Annotated in this window: 18 protein-coding genes and 1 tRNA gene; 9 read left to right on the forward strand and 10 right to left on the reverse strand. The window is 63.0% G+C overall.

Features of this window, described 5'->3' with window-relative positions; genetic code table 11:
* Positions 1-28: 28 nt before the first annotated feature.
* Positions 29-1033 (reverse strand): LacI family DNA-binding transcriptional regulator, encoded by a 1005-nt coding sequence (locus tag CH262_RS09960; protein ID WP_032388342.1) that lies wholly within the window; start codon positions 1031-1033, stop codon positions 29-31.
* Between the two features lie 171 nt (positions 1034-1204).
* Here CH262_RS09960 and CH262_RS09965 point away from each other — a divergent pair, with 171 nt between their 5' ends.
* Genes CH262_RS09965 through hydA form a run of 4 tightly spaced genes read left to right on the forward strand, consistent with a single transcriptional unit; the run spans position 1205 to position 5090 of the window.
* A complete protein-coding gene (locus CH262_RS09965) occupies positions 1205-2167 on the forward strand; it encodes a dihydrodipicolinate synthase family protein (protein WP_094717510.1) in 963 nt (320 codons plus the stop codon).
* Entirely contained in the window at positions 2157-3305 is a 1149-nt protein-coding gene (locus tag CH262_RS09970) for an NAD(P)/FAD-dependent oxidoreductase (RefSeq protein ID WP_094717511.1), read from the forward strand. The genes CH262_RS09965 and CH262_RS09970 overlap by 11 nt, the downstream gene beginning before the upstream one ends.
* Positions 3306-3318: 13 nt before the next feature.
* Positions 3319-3705 (forward strand): allophanate hydrolase-related protein, encoded by a 387-nt coding sequence (locus CH262_RS09975; protein ID WP_094717512.1) that lies wholly within the window; start codon positions 3319-3321, stop codon positions 3703-3705.
* The gene (gene hydA, locus CH262_RS09980; RefSeq protein WP_256988750.1) at positions 3675-5090 is read left to right on the forward strand and encodes a dihydropyrimidinase; all 1416 of its coding nucleotides are present in this window, start codon (positions 3675-3677) and stop codon (positions 5088-5090) included. The genes CH262_RS09975 and hydA overlap by 31 nt, the downstream gene beginning before the upstream one ends.
* 56 nt (positions 5091-5146) lie before the next feature.
* Here hydA and CH262_RS09985 read toward each other — a convergent pair whose 3' ends face one another.
* The 4 genes from CH262_RS09985 to CH262_RS10000 all read right to left on the reverse strand — a co-directional run bounded on the left by CH262_RS09985 (position 5147) and on the right by CH262_RS10000 (position 9917).
* Positions 5147-5563 carry a phosphate acetyltransferase gene (locus CH262_RS09985; RefSeq protein WP_094717513.1) on the reverse strand — a complete coding sequence of 139 codons (417 nt, stop codon included), beginning with the start codon at positions 5561-5563 and terminating at the stop codon, positions 5147-5149.
* A 917-nt stretch (positions 5564-6480) separates the two neighbouring features.
* Positions 6481-7263 carry a cyclase family protein gene (locus CH262_RS09990; protein WP_032388338.1) on the reverse strand — a complete coding sequence of 261 codons (783 nt, stop codon included), beginning with the start codon at positions 7261-7263 and terminating at the stop codon, positions 6481-6483.
* A gap of 184 nt (positions 7264-7447) precedes the next feature.
* On the reverse strand, positions 7448-8392 hold the full coding sequence (locus CH262_RS09995; protein WP_094717514.1) for a fumarylacetoacetate hydrolase family protein: 945 nt from the start codon (positions 8390-8392) through the stop codon (positions 7448-7450).
* 73 nt (positions 8393-8465) lie between these two features.
* Positions 8466-9917 (reverse strand): amidohydrolase family protein, encoded by a 1452-nt coding sequence (locus tag CH262_RS10000; RefSeq protein ID WP_094717515.1) that lies wholly within the window; start codon positions 9915-9917, stop codon positions 8466-8468.
* A gap of 159 nt (positions 9918-10076) precedes the next feature.
* Here CH262_RS10000 and CH262_RS10005 point away from each other — a divergent pair, with 159 nt between their 5' ends.
* The 3 genes from CH262_RS10005 (at position 10077) to CH262_RS10015 (ending at position 12407) form a co-directional block, all read left to right on the forward strand.
* Positions 10077-10979 carry a LysR family transcriptional regulator gene (locus tag CH262_RS10005; RefSeq protein WP_032408224.1) on the forward strand — a complete coding sequence of 301 codons (903 nt, stop codon included), beginning with the start codon at positions 10077-10079 and terminating at the stop codon, positions 10977-10979.
* A 379-nt stretch (positions 10980-11358) separates the two neighbouring features.
* Positions 11359-11760, forward strand: coding sequence for an ester cyclase (locus CH262_RS10010; RefSeq protein WP_094717516.1), 402 nt, complete (start codon positions 11359-11361; stop codon positions 11758-11760).
* A gap of 251 nt (positions 11761-12011) precedes the next feature.
* Positions 12012-12407 carry a hypothetical protein gene (locus tag CH262_RS10015; protein WP_143547091.1) on the forward strand — a complete coding sequence of 132 codons (396 nt, stop codon included), beginning with the start codon at positions 12012-12014 and terminating at the stop codon, positions 12405-12407.
* Positions 12408-12686: 279 nt separating this feature from the next.
* On the opposite strand, the gene CH262_RS27535 is transcribed toward CH262_RS10015, so the two are convergent.
* Entirely contained in the window at positions 12687-12842 is a 156-nt protein-coding gene (locus tag CH262_RS27535; RefSeq protein WP_155290163.1) for a hypothetical protein, read from the reverse strand.
* Between the two features lie 142 nt (positions 12843-12984).
* Here CH262_RS27535 and CH262_RS27275 point away from each other — a divergent pair, with 142 nt between their 5' ends.
* Both CH262_RS27275 and CH262_RS10020 read left to right on the forward strand, forming a co-directional pair.
* The gene (locus CH262_RS27275) at positions 12985-13137 is read left to right on the forward strand and encodes a recombinase XerD (protein WP_143547092.1); all 153 of its coding nucleotides are present in this window, start codon (positions 12985-12987) and stop codon (positions 13135-13137) included.
* 78 nt (positions 13138-13215) lie between these two features.
* Positions 13216-14103 (forward strand): hypothetical protein, encoded by an 888-nt coding sequence (locus CH262_RS10020; RefSeq protein ID WP_143547093.1) that lies wholly within the window; start codon positions 13216-13218, stop codon positions 14101-14103.
* A 137-nt stretch (positions 14104-14240) separates the two neighbouring features.
* Here CH262_RS10020 and CH262_RS10025 read toward each other — a convergent pair.
* The 4 genes from CH262_RS10025 to CH262_RS10040 form a co-directional block, all read right to left on the reverse strand.
* Positions 14241-14314: transfer RNA gene (locus CH262_RS10025), tRNA-Pro, on the reverse strand.
* 85 nt (positions 14315-14399) lie between these two features.
* Positions 14400-15848 (reverse strand): ribosome biogenesis GTPase Der, encoded by a 1449-nt coding sequence (gene der / locus CH262_RS10030; protein WP_027497207.1) that lies wholly within the window; start codon positions 15846-15848, stop codon positions 14400-14402.
* Positions 15845-16528, reverse strand: a complete 684-nt coding sequence (cmk, locus tag CH262_RS10035; RefSeq protein ID WP_094717519.1) for a (d)CMP kinase — start codon at positions 16526-16528, stop codon at positions 15845-15847. The genes der and cmk overlap by 4 nt, the downstream gene beginning before the upstream one ends.
* Positions 16528-17724, reverse strand: a complete 1197-nt coding sequence (locus tag CH262_RS10040; RefSeq protein WP_094717520.1) for a pseudouridine synthase — start codon at positions 17722-17724, stop codon at positions 16528-16530. Before CH262_RS10040 ends, cmk begins: the two co-directional genes overlap by 1 nt.
* Positions 17725-17727: the final 3 nt, after the last annotated feature.

Below are 17727 nucleotides of genomic sequence, written 5' to 3' on the forward strand. Positions count from 1 at the left end.
CCCGATTCCTGCAATCCGAAAACTCCGATCACAATGCGGCACACGACGCTCGCTCCACCAGACGAGCACCGATTCGATATGTACGCCCATCGGGTTCGAGCGAATCCTTGATCTGCTGAAACAACAGGTCCATGGCCACGTTCGCCAATTGGGCCGCGCCGTTGTCGACCACTGTGATTGCAGGCTGCCACATCGCGAGCCACGGCATATCCTCGTGGCAGATCAGCGACAACTCGTCCGGCACCGACACACCCCTGCCGACGAGCGTGGGCAGGATGCCGAAGACAGCCTCGTGGTTGGCCGCATACAGAGCAGTCATTGCCTGGGGCGCATCCAGTAGTGAGTTGATCGCGTCGGCACCGAATTCGGTGGTGAACGGGCCTTTCCGGACGATCGTCTCGTCGACCGGGATACCTGCGTCCGCCAGCGCCAGTCGATAGCCCTCGAAGCGCTCACGGCCGGACGTCGCATCCTCGTTTCCACCGATATAGCCGATACGACTGTGCCCGAGCTCGATCAGATGCGCTGTCGCGTCGCGAGCACCCGTGACGTCGTCTGCCAGCACCGTCGAAGCCGAGCTCCCCTTGACCGAACGGATCAGGTTGACCACCGCACGGCCCTGCTCCAGGAGCGCATTCGACGCCGCCGCACTTCGACCGCTGCCGATCACGATGGTTCCGTCGACGCCATGCTCGCCCAGCATGGCGAGTACGTCGTCCTCGCGCGCCGGATCGGCATCGGTGATGCAGAGCAGGACCTGAAATCCGCTGGCTGCCGCTCTCTTCTGAACGACCTCGGCGACCGTATGAAAGGTCGCATTGAGCAGGTTGTTCATGACCAGACCGACCAAGTGCGACCTGTTGGAGCGCAGCGCACTCGCAGCCCTGTTCGGCCGATATCCGAGAGCCCGGGCCGCATCCTCCACCGCTGCCCGCGTCTCCGCTGAGATCAGCGACGATCCACTCAATGCGCGTGATGCCGTGCTGCGCGAAACCCCAGCAGCGCTCGCAACGTCGATCAAGGTGACCGCCATCGGTTCTCCTTCTCTTGCTTCACGCATCGGACAGACATATTCGACCGTGGTCGCGTTACAAGTACGTTTCCGGCTTGACGACTCGACCACCCCGAAGGCAGTCTATGCAATCGATCCCACAAATGCGAGTACGACGCATCGTCGATAGTCCCGAGCCCGAAAGGCACTCCCATGAATCGCGATGATGTCGCGTGGTCCGGTTACTGGCCCGCTGCTCCTACACCGTTCACGCAGTCGGGTGACGTCGACACCGAGGCAATTTTCGACTTGATGAATCTTTACGCGCAGACGGGTGTTCACGGTGTACTCGTGAACGGCAGCACGGGCGAATGGTTCAGCCAGAACGACAACGAACGAAAGACCGTCGCGGAAGCATCGATTGATGCAGTTGCAGGCCGCTTCCCTGTCGTGATCGGTGTCAGCGCGTACACAGCTGCGCAGTCCTCCGCGCTCGCGAAGCATGCGGCTTCCGTCGGCGCGGACGGCATACTGGCGACGCCTCCGCCGTATGCACACACCTCGGCAGAAGAGACTTATCACTACTACCGAAGCGTCAGCACCGCAACATCATTGCCGTTCATGGCCTACAACTGGCCACGTGGCGTTGCGGTCGACATGGGCACCACACCCGACCTGTTCTCTCGACTGGCCGACCTGGAGAACGTCGTCGCGATCAAAGACAGCACCGGTAATTGGCTCGCCATGCTCGACACCGTCGAGGCCGTGTCCGACCGCGTTCGTGTATTCGGGAGTTTCCTGCATCGACGCGGCCTTGCCACGCTGCTCGAACTGGGCGGGGACGGCAACATCGACGGCGGTGGGGTGGGCGCGCCCTTCGCGGTGCCGTTCTACGAGGCCGTCGCTGCACGTGACGCCGACACCGCACGCATGTGGGTCGATCGCTATCGCGCGTTCTCGGGCCGGCTCATCGCCTCGGACTACAGCGGCGTGTACGCCTCCCCCATTCCCCAGCTGAAGGCCGTGATGAACCTTCTCGGCCAACCGGGAGGCACCGTGCGCGAACCATTACTGCCGGTTACCGACGCCGACACGCTCGCCGCGCTGCAATCGGTCATCGTCGAATCGGGTATCGACGATGCCTACGCGACCGTAGGAGCTGTTCATGCGGTCTGAGGTCGACGTCGTTGTCATCGGAGCCGGAATCGTCGGTGCATCAACGGCTCTCACCCTCACCCGCGCGGGATCCCGCGTTGCTGTGCTCGATCGCACCCTACCCAACACCGCCGGCTCCGGTACGACCGCGGGCAACCTGCACATCCAGACCATTCACACGCGCAGGCCCGGGCAGGGCACAGCCGTCGACGTCGAACAACTGCTTCCACTGCAGAAGTCGACGAGCACGCTGTGGAACACACTCGACGAGACGGTGCCCGGTCTCGGGCTGAACCGGTGTGGCGGGTTCATGGTGGCCGAAACCGAGGAGCAGGTCCACGCCCTCCTCACGAAGCACCGATGGGAACGAGATGCGGGGATCCCGACCGAGGTAATGACCGGCGATGAAGCTCGTCAGGCGCTACCGCTGCTCGGCCCGAGCATTCAGGCCGCAACCTGGTGTCCGTGGGACGGATTCGCGGAACCCGACCTCGCAGGTCCTGCCCTGTTGCGGCAGGCCGCGGCCGAAGGAGCGTCGGTTCATCCGTCGACACCGGTTACCGGATTGACCCACGACGGTGACGGTTGGACCGTCGGCACCGACGGTGGAACGTGGATTGCACCCGCGGTGATAGACGTTGCAGGTCCGTGGATGGCCCCGATCGCGGCTATGGCAGGGGTATCGCTCGATCTCGTCCCGACCTCGTTGCAGATGCACTCGCTCGATGCCGTACCTCGGACACTCGACGTGCTGGTTCAGCACGTCGGGGAGGGAATGTCGATCAAGCAGAATCGATCGGGACGCCTCGTCCTCGGCGGCGGCTGGCCTGCAGGTGCGTTCCACGACAGCGAGCCGGCGCCGAGCAGATCCGACAGCACCACAGGAAACCTGGAGCAGGTTCGACGGCTTCTGCCTGCGCTGAGCCACAATGCGCTCCTCGATACCTGGACCGGGCCTGTGGTCACCACGCCCGACGAAATGCCGGTCATCGGCGAACTGGCCGGAGCCCCGGGACTCTTCGTGGCAGGCGGCACCTACTCCTTCACTTTCGCACCGCTGTGGGGGCACATCCTTACCGAGCAGGTGCACGGTAGAAAACCAGAACTCGACGTAACAGCGTTCTCTCCGAACCGTCTCGTCCGACTCCAAGCTCACTGAAAGAAGGCTTCGCATGGCACTGGTCACGATGTTCGTCAACGGACAAGCGATGTCCGGCGGCACCCTGAACGACGCGTTGCACAAGGCGCGATTCGTGGGGAAAGTCGATACCGCACCGAAATACCGATTCTTCTCCGTGCGTGACGAATTCCCCGGTTTGCACCCGGTCTCAACCGATGGATTCGTGGTACCGGGCGAGCTCTACGAGGTCGAGTACGACATATTGCGCGACGAGCTCCTTCCCAGGGAACCGAAGGAACTCGAACTCGGGGTCATCGAGTTGGCGGATGGCTCGGGCTCCCTGTCGATGCGAATGCGCGAGAGCTATCTGACGGCCACGGGCGTCACCGACATCAGCGACCGCGGCGGATGGCTGACCTACCTCGCGAGCACACGATGAAGGTCGTGCGCGGTGGGACGGTCGTCGAATCCCATTGGGCCGCTCCGGCAGACCTGCTCATCGACGACGGCAGAGTCGTTGCGGTGCTCAACCCAGGGAGCGAGGTCGACGCGGCAGCAGAGGTCATCGATGCAACCGGGAAACTGGTGATGCCGGGTGGAGTCGATCCACACTGCCACGTCGGGTTCACCTCCGGCGAATTCACCTCGCTCGATTCGTATTTCGAGTGCACGACGGCGGCCGTGTTCGGCGGCACCACCACGATCATCGACTTCGCCATCCCCCGTCCCGGTCAACAGCCGCTGGACGCCGCCGAGGTACAGCGTGCGAAAGCGTCGAGCGGACTGTGCGATTCGGCTCTGCACGCCTGCGTCGTCGAGTGGACCGACACCACCGCGGACCAATTGAAGACTCTGGCGGACGGAGGCATCCGGACGGTCAAGATGTTCACCACCTATGCCGGTGAAACGATGGCGAACGAGCACACCATTCTGAACACGATGCAGGCCACTCGCGATCTCGGCGGAATGGTCATCATCCACTGCGAGTCCGACGCCATCGTCACCGACGCGCAGAACTTCGCAGCCGCGTCGGACGGAGTCGATGCAGCACACATGTCGCAGACCCGGCCCGAGCTTGCCGAAACTGCCTCGGTCGCCGCCATTCTCGCGATCGCCGAGTCACAGAGCGCGCCGGTCTATTTCGTTCATCAGTCGACTCCGGCTGCAGTCGAACTGGTCGCGGACGCGCGTAAGCGAGGGCTCATCGCCTTCACCGAATCGGTTGCCCACCATCTGATCCTCGACGACTCGGCCTACGAGGGTGAGCAACCCGAACGTTTTGTCTGCTGCCCACCGCTGCGTTCGGCCGAGGTGGTCGAGGAACTCGGGCGTCACCTGTTCACCGGGCACATCACCACCATCGGTTCCGACCATTGCTGCTACGACACCGCACAGAAGCAGGTGCACAGCCACGACGTGCGGCACATGCCCAACGGACTGCCCGGTGTCGAGACGCGTCTACCGGTGATCTACTCGCACTACGTAGACGGATTGGGTCTGACTGCCAGCAGATTCGTGGAATTGACCTCGGCGAATCCAGCGCGCACCAATGGCCTGTATCCACGCAAGGGATCGCTGATGCCGGGGTCCGACGCCGACATCGCGATCTGGGATCCCAAACTGGAATGGACGGTGACCACCGAAACACTGCACATGGCGACCGACTACACACCCTACGAGGGGCATCGACTTCGAGGAAAGCCGGTCACCGTGATTGTGGGCGGCGAGATTGTTGTCCAGAACGGAGAACTCGTCGACGCCACTCCCCGCGGACGCCACCTCGAAGCAGCACCGCTCGACTTCAGCGGAGCATTCAGTATGTGAGGCCCAGACCTTTACCGTCGGCGGGTTCAGCTACCCGACCGTGCTGCCACTCAGGTCTATTTATCGGCGAGACCTGTTGCCTCTGCCAAGTATTTGCGTGAGTCCCGGAACGTCTGCGCTACACCGCGTCCAGCGATCGCGTGGTACCGACTGATTTGGTCGTCATCGAGAGCATCGAGAACAGTGCTGGAATCTGAGTGCATCCAGCCACCGTCTTGGACCAGTTCGTGGGCGCGTTTGCCGTGCAGGGCAGAAATTCCCTCGACTCTGATCCCCTGGGGATCGGTCGACGCCGCAAGGTAGTAGGCCTTCTTGCCGGGGTAACCGGCCTTGACCTTCTCACGCAACCGGAAGACGGCGGCGGCTGCGTCGTCGATGGCCGACGCCTGCTCCTCGGACTCGGAGGCCGAAACTCGCGCGATCTCCGCGTCCAGCGCAGCGAGCAAAGTGGCGAGGTACTCGAGATCACTCATAGGCCCATGATGCCCTAGTGCAGTGTGCTCTCGAACCAACACCTGACGGACAGAAATCGACGATGCCCCCGTCTCGGGGTCCGCGACGCGACGTACTGACACGCCGACCGTCTACAACTCCGTGACAGCGCCGGGGTTTGTCCCTCGCAGTTCGGGGGTCAACAGGGTCCTGTCGGAAGTCCCAATACCCGACGATAGGGTCATGAGCCGCCGACGACGCGGAGCTGTCCGGACGGTTCGTTGCACCACCTGCAGCTCCCGTCGATGTAGTCGTGGCCGTCTTCACGTTCGCACTCATCAACCGCGCATCCGCTGCCGCATGACAGCATCTGTCCACATCTGCACCGCTCGCCGTCGCACCCCGGGTGGTGAAGCGTTCGCGGCGGGGCACCGCAGTCGTGGCATTTGCTCCTGCCGTTGGGTATTCGACTGGGCCGCCACGTGCAACCCACTGAATCGAGCATTTCCAGATCACACGCCATGCAGATCGCCATGCCGTGCAGAGTCGCACAGAGCACCGACAGAAAATCTTCGATCGAACTCCATGACGCAACGTTGCGCCTCCGTGGCCAGGACGGGCTCAGCAGACGAAAGTGGGCCACAGACACCCACATGAACCGGAGCGTTACGATCGCCCACCGCTCCCCCATCCGAACAACCATCTCCACCCGAGATGAGCGCCGCCGCCGGATCCGTGCGCTCCTCACCGGCAGCAGTAGATCGTTCACGTACCGAGTGGCCGCCATTCGTCTCCTGCTCCGTACTCAACCGATGGCGAAAATCGCCGCTCTACGCAAACCTGGCCGCTCACCACGGTGGCAGATCGACCCCTCCCATTTCACAGATTTACTGTTGGACAACAGTTTTCAAGGAACCGAAGGCGGCGCATCCTCCGGACCGAAAATGTGCGCCGGAGGTCAGTCGGTTGGCGAATCGAAAATCGCGACTGCTCGAGTCCATCCCGCCGAGGCAGCTGTAATTTTGACTGGGAAGCACGAGATCTCGAAGCCGGTGTGAGGTAGTTGCTCGAGCCCGTTGAGCTTTTCGAGATGGCAGTAGCCGATTTCGCGTCCGACACGATGCCCCTCCCAGATGATCGACGGGTCGTGTTCGGTGGCGTACCGGGCGGCAGTGTGTACGAAGGGGGCATCCCAGCTCCAAGCGTCGGTGCCGGTCAGGCGCACTCCTCTCTCCAATAGGTAGAGCGTGGCATCGCGGCCCATCCCGCAACCGGAGGCGACGTAGTCGTCATGCCCGTAGCGTGCGCCGGCCGAAGTGTTCACGACGACAATTTCGAGCGGCGACAGTTCGTGCCCGATACGGGTCAGTTCGTTCTCGACGTCGGCCGCTGTGACCACGTATCCATCCGGGAAGTGGCGGAAGTCGAGTTTGACTCCGGGCTGCAGGCACCAGTCGAGGGGCACTTCGTCGATGGTCGCTGCCCGCTTCCCACCGTCCATCACCGCAGAGTAGTGGTACGGCGCGTCGAGGTGGGTTCCGTTGTGGGTGGTAGCGCGCACCCATTCGTACGCCCACCCCTCGCCGTCCGGTAGATCGTCCTTGCTCGCGTCGGGAAAGAACGCAAGCAAGTCCTCGACGGTGTCAGCGTGGGTGTAATAGTCGATGTGGGGTCCGAATCCGGGAGGATCGGACGCTATCCCGGTTTGAAGCGGAGCAGAGATGTCGATCAACTTTCGCATTGTTCGTTCCTTGTCTGTTCACGATGTAATGCGTTGCGGCCCAGAGGCAGTAGGCCTCGCAGTGATGTATCAGCACGTGGAGATGTCCGGCACCCGTACACGATCCTGTTTCCGGCGAGTTTTCGCTGCCGGCTGCGTTCTCGCGGAGGTCTTGCTGTACTGGTGCGGCAGAGGTGACTTCATGTCAGAACCCAGATGACAGCGGAAGGACATCGACGCCCGGAACAACTGTCTGGCGCACCTCTCCGAGTCCTTGCCCGGTCAGGGTCACGACGTCACCAGGACGCAGCCAACGATCGAAATCGTCGAGTTCGGGCGTGTCGACGTGTTCGAGGAGACAACCGCCGGGAACGGTTCCCGAGCCGACCACCTCACCCGGTTGCAGATCGACCCCGCGCGAGACGAAGGCCACGAGTTCGCCGAAACCCCAATCCATTTCGCCCAGGTTGCCACGGGTGATCTCGTCACCGTTGACCGCGGCGGACAGCTCGATAGCGATCCGGCCGTCGCGCCGGTAATCCTCGAGCTCGTCGACGGTGACCAGAGCGGGCCCGAGGGTGAGCGCGCTGTCCTTGCTCTTTCCCATCCCGATGCCGAGGGCGAGATCGCGCAGCTGGTGATCGCGTGCGGTCCAGTCGTTGAACAGGGTGTAACCGACGATGTGCTTCTCGGCGGTGCGCGGATCGAGGTCGCGGCCACCACGACCGATGACCGCTCCCACTTCGAGTTCGAGATCGAACATGGTGCTGCCAGGGGCAACCGGCACGTCCTCGTAAGGGCCCAGGACGCATCCGGCGTTGGAGAAGTAGAACGCCGGGACCTGCGACCACGCCTCGTGCAGCTCAGGGCTGCGTCCCATCGCGCGGTAACAGCCGCGAAGGTGGTCCAGGAAACACAGTCCGTCTCGCACCGAGGGAGGTCGTGGTATCGGTGCCAGCAATCGCACCTGGTCCAGCTCGCGGGTTTCGTCGGGGCATCGTGTCGCCGCCTCGCCGGCCTCGGTAAGGGCGTCGTCACCGGAGTTCAGAATCGACAGCAGACTGACGCCTGCGCGCAGTCCACGCACGGTCTCTCCGTCGATGATTCCGGTTCTCGGGCCACCGCCGCCGTCGTAGGTCACGAATCTCACCGGATCCTCCTGCCTGCCGACGGCACCGCATCGAGCTGTCGATGCGGGGGCGAGCAGTGCGGTTGTTCCGTCATCACCGCGACGCCACCGTCATCGCTTCGATTGCCTGTTCGTGAAAACTGCGCGTGAGCGGCTCGATCGCGGTGAATGCGCCCGGTGGGGTCCCGGGAAGTTCGCGACCTGCATCCCTGAGTCGCCCGAGGATGCGTTCGGACGCTGCATCGACTTCCGCTGTCAGCGACGCCCGATCGGTCACTGTCAGGATCCCGTCTCGTTTGACCACCCGACCGTCGACGATGACCGTGCGCACATCGGCTGCAGAGGTCTGGAACACCAGCGTGGCGTAGGGATCGAGCACAGGATGCTGTTCGAGAGCGGGCCCACCGATGATCTGGAGATCGGCACGCTTGCCAGGTGTCAGTGAACCGATGCGGTCACCGAGTCCCATGGCCTCGGCGGCGTTGACGGTGGTCCACTTCAGCGCCTCCCGCGCCGGGAGCGCGACTGCGTCGGGCATCTGCCCTGCTGCGTTGATCGGGTCGGCTGCGTCGGCGCGTGCACACGAGAGACCGAATCGAAGTTCGTGCCACAGGTCGCCGCTGTTGAGGGAGATCACGTCGGCCGAGAGTGTGGGGACGATCCCGTGTTGCCGGCAGCGCTCGAAGACCGGACGACCGAAGCCCATGTTCATTTCCGTCTGCGACGAGATCGACACTCGGCCGCCGCTGCGTGCCAAAGCTTCCCATTCGGCGTCGCCGAAGCTGCAGCAGTGCACGTGGACCATGTCCGGGCCGAGCAAGCCCATCTGATCCATTTCGAGTATTCCGTTGCACAAGGCGCTGCCGAATACACACCCGGCGTGATTGACCAGCAGGGCTTTTCGTTCTCGGGCGGCTGCCAGTTCCGAGACCGTGTCCGCCCAGGGAAGGCCGAAGATTTCCGACAACGAGACGCCCAGTGTGAGTCGGCCGTCGGAGGCGAAGTACGTATCGGCGATGCGATGGAAATCTCTGAGACGTGCAGTGTGATCGCCGAATTGCGATCGCTCGGGGGAGCTTTCGAAAAATCCGTAGCAGAACGATGCGCGTATGCCGGATTGCAACAGGCCCTGAACGGCACCGTCGGAGTGGTCGGGAGTGTTGTTGCAGTGCGAGAAGTCCAGCAGTGTGGTGACACCGCTGTTGAGTGCGTCGACTGCGCCGTAGAAGTTGCCCAATCGGACGTCGTCGGCCGTGTAGGCCGGGGAGATTCCCAGCCGCATACCGAAGTAGTAGTCGCCGAGGGTCCAGTCACTGCAGATGCCGCGGAAGAGCGACTGCCACGTGTGCCGATGAGTATCGATGAAGCCGGGCAGCACGATGTGGTTCGAGGCATCGATGATCTCGGCGTCGAGGACCCCGAGGTCCGGTCCGACGGCAACGATCGTGTCGTCCTCGATCAGCACGTCCGCCGAGTCGAAGTCGCCGAGCGCGGGGTCCATGGTCAGGACTCGGCCGTTGCGGATCAGGGTGCGATGCGTGCTCATTGTTACCTCCGGCGAAGTTCATGGGTGTTGTGATCTACGACATTTCGTGTCTTCGTCGAAGTATGCTGACCAGCATCAGCCAGATCATCAGGCAAAAAGGTTGCGATCTTCTCGACCCCAATGGGGCGATCGACGGTACGGACTTGGCGGTGAATATCGGTGGACATACGATCGCTGCGATATGCGCTGACCCTGGCCGAGGAACTACATTTCGGGCGCGCCGCCCAAGCTCACTTCATCGGTGCGCAACCGTTCGGTCGACGCATCCAGGAACTCGAACGCGAACTCGGTACGGATCTGTTTCTGCGCACCAGCCGCAAGGTGGAACTCACCGAAGCCGGCCGAAGGTTTCTTCCCCGCGCGAATCGAGTGCTCGCAGATCTCGACGCCCTGATGGCGGTGCGTGAGGGTGAGCGTGCAGACTCGGTGCTTCGCGTCGGCGTCCTGGGATTCGGGCTGGCCGATAGCTGGTCGGCGACTCGTCAACTGCTCGACCGGCACCATCCGCGGCTAGAGCTGTCCTATGTCGAACTCAATTGGGAAAACCAGTACGACGCAGTACGAACTGGAGAGGTCGACGTTGCGATCCTGCACGACGTCGGCGGTGCCGAGGACCTCCGAGTCGAGCAAGTGATCGAGATCGAACGATGCGCCGTAGTTCCCGCAGAATCGGAACTGGCAGACGCAACCCGTCTCACACCCGATGAGATTCACGACCGGCCGTGCATCAGACCGATAGGACAGCCCGGCCTCACTGCGTGGGCAGCGGGCCGCTACCCGCGTCACGGGGCCCAGGTGCGCTCGCCCCTCAACATCCCATCGGCAGTAGCGATGTCGGGGACGATCGGGGTGTACGCCGAGCCCGCACGGCGCTACCTGCCGAACCCCGACGTCCGCTACATCGCGCTCGACGGGCCACCCGCGATCATCGCCCTGGCATCACGACGGCAGGACCGTCGAGAAGGCACCGCAGCATTCCGCCGTGCCGTGCAGGCAACAACTGCATTGGTCGACCTGACGAGCACAACCGAGCCGCCCGGTTACGCCAGCGATGACCGTTGATCGTCGCGGTCCGGGCAGCTACGGCGTAGGCCCACTCCACAATTCGGTATGGGTGTACGCGGTGTCGACGACATAGGCGTCACGGTGATCGCGAGTCGGCAACGTCGCGTGAGCGGTTCGTCGCGCAACATTGGGAAAACTGCCTACACGCCGCGGCGCATGTCTTGGCTATTCCTGCGAGAGCGAGAGGACTGCACCGCGCGAAATCAGCGCCACGACGGATTTGGGAGCTGTCGAACTGAAAAGCGGTCTCGAAACGGTGACTCGAACGGGCTCGTGGAAAACAGCCATTAGACAGTGACGACGGTGAAATAATGTTCGTGCAGCTGATCCGCTGTCGTCCTGGCCAGGACTACGCGGGGCCTTTACCGTGGGTGGTATGGCGATTTTCGCAGACGATCCGCGCGGTACCTACGCTCGTTACATCACAGCCTGCAACGAACGGCGTTTCGGCGACCTCGACGAATTCATCACCACCGATGTCGAAGGTGTCCGCAGCGGCATCGACGGCTACCGCGACGGCCTTCGAGACATCACAGTCGCGTTCCCCGACTTCAGCTGGTGTATTGAGGACTTGGTCGTCGAGGGCCGGTCGATGGCGGCTCGCCTGACGGACACCGGCACCCACCACGGTGAGTTCGATGGGATCGCGGCGACCGGCCGGTATGTGCAGATCCAAGAACTAGCGATGTACCGACTCGATGACGACGGCAAGATCGCGCGCTGCTGGGGAGATCTCGAGGCTTCATTGCGCTGTGAACTGCTGGGCCGCGGAGAATAGCTGGCTGCGATCAGCGAACAGACGTACGAGGAGTTAGCGAGCGCGGTAGAGCGGCAGTAGCGCAAGTCGTCAGATCTACGTTTTTCCAGCGTCACGTCCGGCGTCAACGGGTCCACATTTGAACGTGAGCGGTCAGACAGCGGCTTCGAGACCGAAACGCATTGCCGCCGTGTTCTAGTGGCACAGTGGACTGGGTCGAGAAAGAACTAAGAGTCGCTGGTCTTACCGGTACCTGCACAGCGGTGGGTGTCATGCTCCCCTGGGCCCTCGAAGGGACCGCGCTCCGGTTGGCGCTGCTGGTGTTTCCTGCGTTCTGCGGTGCCGTCGCAGGACTGTTGATCGGTGTGATCGCAGTCGGTGGCGGCCGCTACGCCTTATGGTCGAACCGGATGTGGGCCGCACGATCACACCGCACGTGGCGACACCAATTCGCCGCGTGCACCGCAGCAGCGGTCACGCTGACGACCTCTCTTGCATTGTGCTGGCTGGTCGTCGCTGACAGTGAAATCCTCACTGACACAGATGTATTCCCGTCCTGGTGGATCGCACTGGCAGCGATAGCGGCGGCGAGTTACCTATTCGCCTACCTCCTTGCTCCCACGACAGACTGCACCGCCCGAACACAGGACGGCTTCGGAGAGGTCTAGGTTCCAGCCCCGATCCTTGCTTGGCTTCATCCTGACGTGTGCCAGCCGCTGAACACCGTCGATCTATTGCGATCAGACGAGATGAGGCGGTTCGATCTGGACTCTGACCTCGACGACGATCCCGCTACCGAGTCCGATCATCTCCCGGCGTCGTACGTCTGAATCCGTGACCCCGCTGAACAATACGGCCAGTTCCACCACGCAGAGTCACCATTTCAGTCATTGGTACCTGAGGCGCAAGGCACGTGATCGAGTTCTCGGTCGAGGGCAGAGGAATTCTCAATCGTGGGTGTGCGGGCCTGCCGCCCGAGGATTGATGGTGTCGCAGTCCCACGTGATCCTGGCACCGAGCCACGAGTCGATGGCCTCGAACAGTTCGATCCCGCCGTTGAGCGCATTAGCCAACTCCGTCGCCCCTCCGACATAGGTCGACATAAGATCCACATCGCTAGCTACGAACCACGCACGATCCGCGGGCCACCAGATGTTCGGCAAGAATCCCTGCAACTCCCGCCCCGCGTCACCGACCGACCCACGCCCGAGCAGATGCCTTCGGCCAGGAAGGGGCAACCTGGAATTGTTCTCCGGGACGCCGCCCATCGCAGCGGTCGCGGCGTGGCACGGGCACAGCGCCGAGGAGATGCTGCGGACCTACGCGCACGCGGTGGAGGAATCGCTCACGAGCGCCGGGGCCACCATGTTCACCGACCCCGGCGAAGTCGCCGGATAATCGACCCAGTGCGACGCACGGCATCCAACCCGCGCTCACAGAATCGTAGAAGTTACGCCAGAATGCCAGAATGCCAGAATGCCAGAATCGACAACTACCGAACGTGGTGCAGTCCTGATCGACTATGAGTCGAGGGACTTTCCCGTGTTTCGACCGATCGCAGATCTGTCGCCCGACCAATACGATCGCTTCTCCGACGCGTACGCGACGCTCGCGGCTTGTCGCGACGAGTCGATGTTCAACTTTGTCCGCGCGTGTGTAATGGACTTGATCGACTACATTGTCAAGGTCGGAAATACAGCGATCGAGACCAGGTCGGTACCCAGGACGGACGAGCGGGGATCCGACGTCGGCGAGTATGTCCGCACGCTCAGCCTCTCGGCATCCAACGCCTTCTTCGTCTACAGGGACCATCGGACACACGCAGCAAAAGTGCTCTCAGAGAAACGCGGCGACAGCACCAAGACAACGATCAAATCGATGCTGGATGATCTCAACGCGAACTGCTTCGGCTACCGCTGGTTACTTGAGCTTCGAAACGCATTGATGCACATGGACCTGCGCTCAGTAAGCTTCTCCGTCAAAGTCTCCGCGAACGCCGAACCGTCCTTCACTCTAAACATGGATCGGGAACAAGTACTGCAAACCAACAACCTCAAGAACGCGCGCAACGCGGCGCTCCGAGATGAGCTCAAAGCCCTACCTGATGACCCCTCGGTCATCGACCTCCTTCAGGAGGCGTTGCCAGCAATCGCCGAAACCGAGCGCGAAGTCTTGAAGGCGCTGTACCCAGAATCCGTGCGTCGAGACGCCGGTCTGGTCGTCTGCGAACTGATCGATTTGTTTGAGGGTCGCAGAGGAACCTATTGCCTGTTCACAGGGCCGGGCTTCACAGCTGAGCACCGCATTCCGCCCCATTACCGACTGGAACCTGAGATCCTAAGCCACGCTGAAACGTATCGATGAAGCGTCGCCTACAAGCACGCTCCTCGGCCGTCAAAACGACGACCACTCCGACCCACTGGGACATCGACACCGTTGCGACCATTGGCCAACCAACGGCGAAACCCGCTCTGACACAGGTCAGAGCGGGTTTCCTTGTGTCGGGCTGACAGGATTTGAACCTGCGACCACTTGACCCCCAGTCAAGTGCGCTACCAAGCTGCGCCACAGCCCGCCGCACCTCGAAAGGCGCTTGCTAAGATTACCCCAGCCCTACCCCTGAGAGGAAATCGCCTGCTCAGGGGCGGGGTCGGACTAGGTCAGCGGTTGTTGCCCTTACCCGGCCGTTCCCGCTTCTCGCGGATACGTACCGAGACGCGGACGGGGCTGCCGTCGAAGTTGAACTCTTCACGCAGACGCCGCTCGATGAATCGGCGGTAGCCGGCCTCGAGGAAGCCGGTGGTGAAGAGCACGAACGTCGGCGGCCGTGTGCTGGCCTGCGTCGCGAACATGATGCGGGGCAGGCGTCCGCCACGCATCGGCGGCGGGGTGGCTGCCACGACCTCTTTGAGCCACGTGTTGAGGCGTCCGGTGGGGACGCGCTTGTCCCACGACTCCAGAGCCGTCTCCAGTGCGGGAACCAGCTTCTGCACGGCGCGGCCGGTGTGCGCCGAGATGTTCACCCGCTGGGCCCACGGAACGCGCGCGAGATCGCGGTCGATTTCCTTCTCGAGCTGCTGACGACGATCGTCGTCCACCAGATCCCACTTGTTGAACGCCAACACCAATGCACGGCCGGCATCGGAGACCATGCTCAGCACGCGCAGATCCTGCTCCGAGATCACCTGTGAGGCATCGAGAAGCAGAATTGCGACCTCGGCTGCTTCGATCGCGGACTTGGTGCGCAGCGACGCATAGAACTCGGCGCCGCTGGCATGACTGACGCGCTTGCGCAGTCCGGCGGTATCGACGAATCGCCATGTCTTGCCGCCCAATTCGACCAACGAGTCGACCGGGTCGACAGTGGTGCCTGCAACATCGTGCACCACCGAACGCTCGTCACCCGAGAGCTTGTTGATCAGCGACGACTTGCCGACGTTCGGCTTACCGACCAGAGCGACACGCCTCGGTCCCCCGCCGGGGATACCTTCGCGCGGAGTCTCCGGCAGAGCCTCGAGCACACGGTCGAGCAGATCACCGGTACCGCGGCCGTGGGTAGCCGAAACCGATAGCGGCTCCCCCAGACCCAGAGACCACAGTGCAGCGACCTCGGACTCGGTGCGACCGTCGTCGACCTTGTTGGCCACCAACAGAACCGGAGTCTTCGACCGACGCAACACTCGTGCCACTGCCTCGTCCGTCGTCGTCGAACCAACGCGGGCATCGACGACCAGCAGGATCGCGTCGGCGGTGTTCATAGCCAACTCGGCCTGGCGCGCAACGGACTGTTGCAGCCCCTTGGCGTCGGGCTCCCAACCGCCGGTGTCCTGCACCAGGAAGCGTCGACCACTCCAGTTCGCCTCGTACGACACACGATCGCGAGTGACGCCCGGGACGTCCTCGACCACTGCTTCGCGGCGGCCGATGATGCGGTTGACGAGCGTCGACTTGCCGACGTTCGGTCGGCCCACCACGGCGAGAGTCGGTACGGCAACGGCATCTTCACCGTCTTCACCCTCGTTGAGGTCGACGTACTCCCACTCGCCCTCGTCGCTCCACGTTCCGTCGCCCGCGGTTTCCGCTGCGCCGGAGAAGAATTCTTCACTCACTGGACTGCTCCACTTCTGTCGTTCACCACGAGCAGCAAACGCTCGATCACGCCGTCGAGATCCAGCTCGCTGGTATCGACGATCACCGAATCCTCAGCGGGACGAAGCGGTGACACTGCCCTCGTCGAATCTGCATGATCGCGGCGTTGTACATCCGCGAGCACGGATTCGTAGTCGTCGCCGCGACCTTGTTCGATGTTCTGTTTGTTGCGTCGTTCCGCACGCGCCTCCGGTGACGCCGTCAGGAACACCTTCACGTCGGCGTCGGGAAGCACGACGGTGCCGATGTCGCGACCCTCCACCACAATTCGCGTCGACGAGCTGGCGAGGTCGCGCTGCATCTGCACCAAGAGCTCACGCACCGCAGGCACCGCGGACACAGCCGAGACGGCTTTGGTCACTGCGTCGCCGCGGATTTCGCCGCTGACGTCCACTCCGTCGAGCAAGACGGTCTCCGACAGTGGATCCTTCCCGATCTCGAGGGGAAGGGCTGCAACAACTTTCGCGACTGCGTCTGCATCGGTGGGCTCGACGCCCGAACGCAGCACCCATACCGTTGCGACGCGGTACATCGCACCGGTGTCGAGGTAGCTTGCTTCGAGTGCCGATGCGAGCCGACGCGATACCGACGACTTACCGGTGCCCGAAGGCCCGTCCATCGCCACGACGAGCGCACTCATCACAGGCCTACGGATTCGTAGAGCTTGCCGATCTCGCCGCGGCCGAGAACACGCAGTGTTCCGGGACGCTGATCGCCGAGCACGATGTTGCCGACGTCGGTACGCACGAGGCGTCCCACCGGGAATCCGACCTTGTCGAACAACCGACGCACGATGTGCTTGCGGCCCTCGTGCAACGTCACCTTGACGAGCGATTTGCCGTCCGAGATATCGAGCAGCTGGAAGCCGTCGACCTTCACCGGGCCGTCGTCGAGAGTGACGCCTTCGCGCAACTGCTTGCCGAGCGTGCGGGGAATCGTGCCGAACAGCGTCGCGAGATAGGTCTTGGACACCTCGTACGACGGGTGCATCAGCCGGTGAGCAAGGTCACCGTCGTTGGTGAACAACAACAGTCCCTCGGTGTCGGCATCGAGCCGACCGACGTGGAACAGACGCTGACCCGCCTGCACGCGCTCGGCGACGATGTCGCCGACGCACGGACGACCCAGATCGTCCGACATGGTGCACTGCCATCCGCGCGGCTTGTTCATCGCGAGATGAACCAGTTCTTCCTTCACGACGACACGAGTGCCGTCGACGCGAACGACGGCGATGTTCGGATCGATGCGGATGCCCTGCTCGGTGACGATGCGTCCGTCCACCTCGACGCGACCGTCGGCGATCAGCTCTTCCGCGGCCCGACGCGACGCGACACCGGCCTGCGCGAGCACCTTCTGCAACCGAACACCCTCACCGGCAGGCACGTGCTTGCGCGGGGACGAATCGGTGTACTGATGCTTCGCCGGCTTGGCGTTGCTGATGGTGGTTGCCGGAGCCTGCTTCTTCTGCGGCTTCGGCGGCTTGGGGCGCGACGGCTTCTTGCGGGGCACCGCGTCGTTGCTGCGATCGTTGATGCCCGTCTCGACGGGCTTGTTCTCGAACGATTCCCCCTGCTCGACGCCTCTGCGCGGGGCCGGTCGGCCACCGGTGCGGGGAGCGCCTGCGCGTGGTCCCCCGGTGCGAGGGGCACCGGTTCGGGGTGCACCGGCGCGGGGAGCGCCGTCCCGGGGTGCGGCGTCCCGGGGTGCGGCGTCGCGGGTGCGATCTCCGCGGCGTGCGTCACGCGGGGTGTCCGACCGACCTGCGGTGGGCTTCCTGCGTGGGTCTTGTCTCTTGTTACGGTCCGGTGTGCCATCACGGCGAGCGGGCTTGTTCACTTG

It is taken from the genome of Rhodococcus sp. 05-2255-1e (genome assembly GCF_002259025.1).
GTDB classification, from domain to species: Bacteria; Actinomycetota; Actinomycetes; order Mycobacteriales; family Mycobacteriaceae; genus Rhodococcoides; species Rhodococcoides fascians.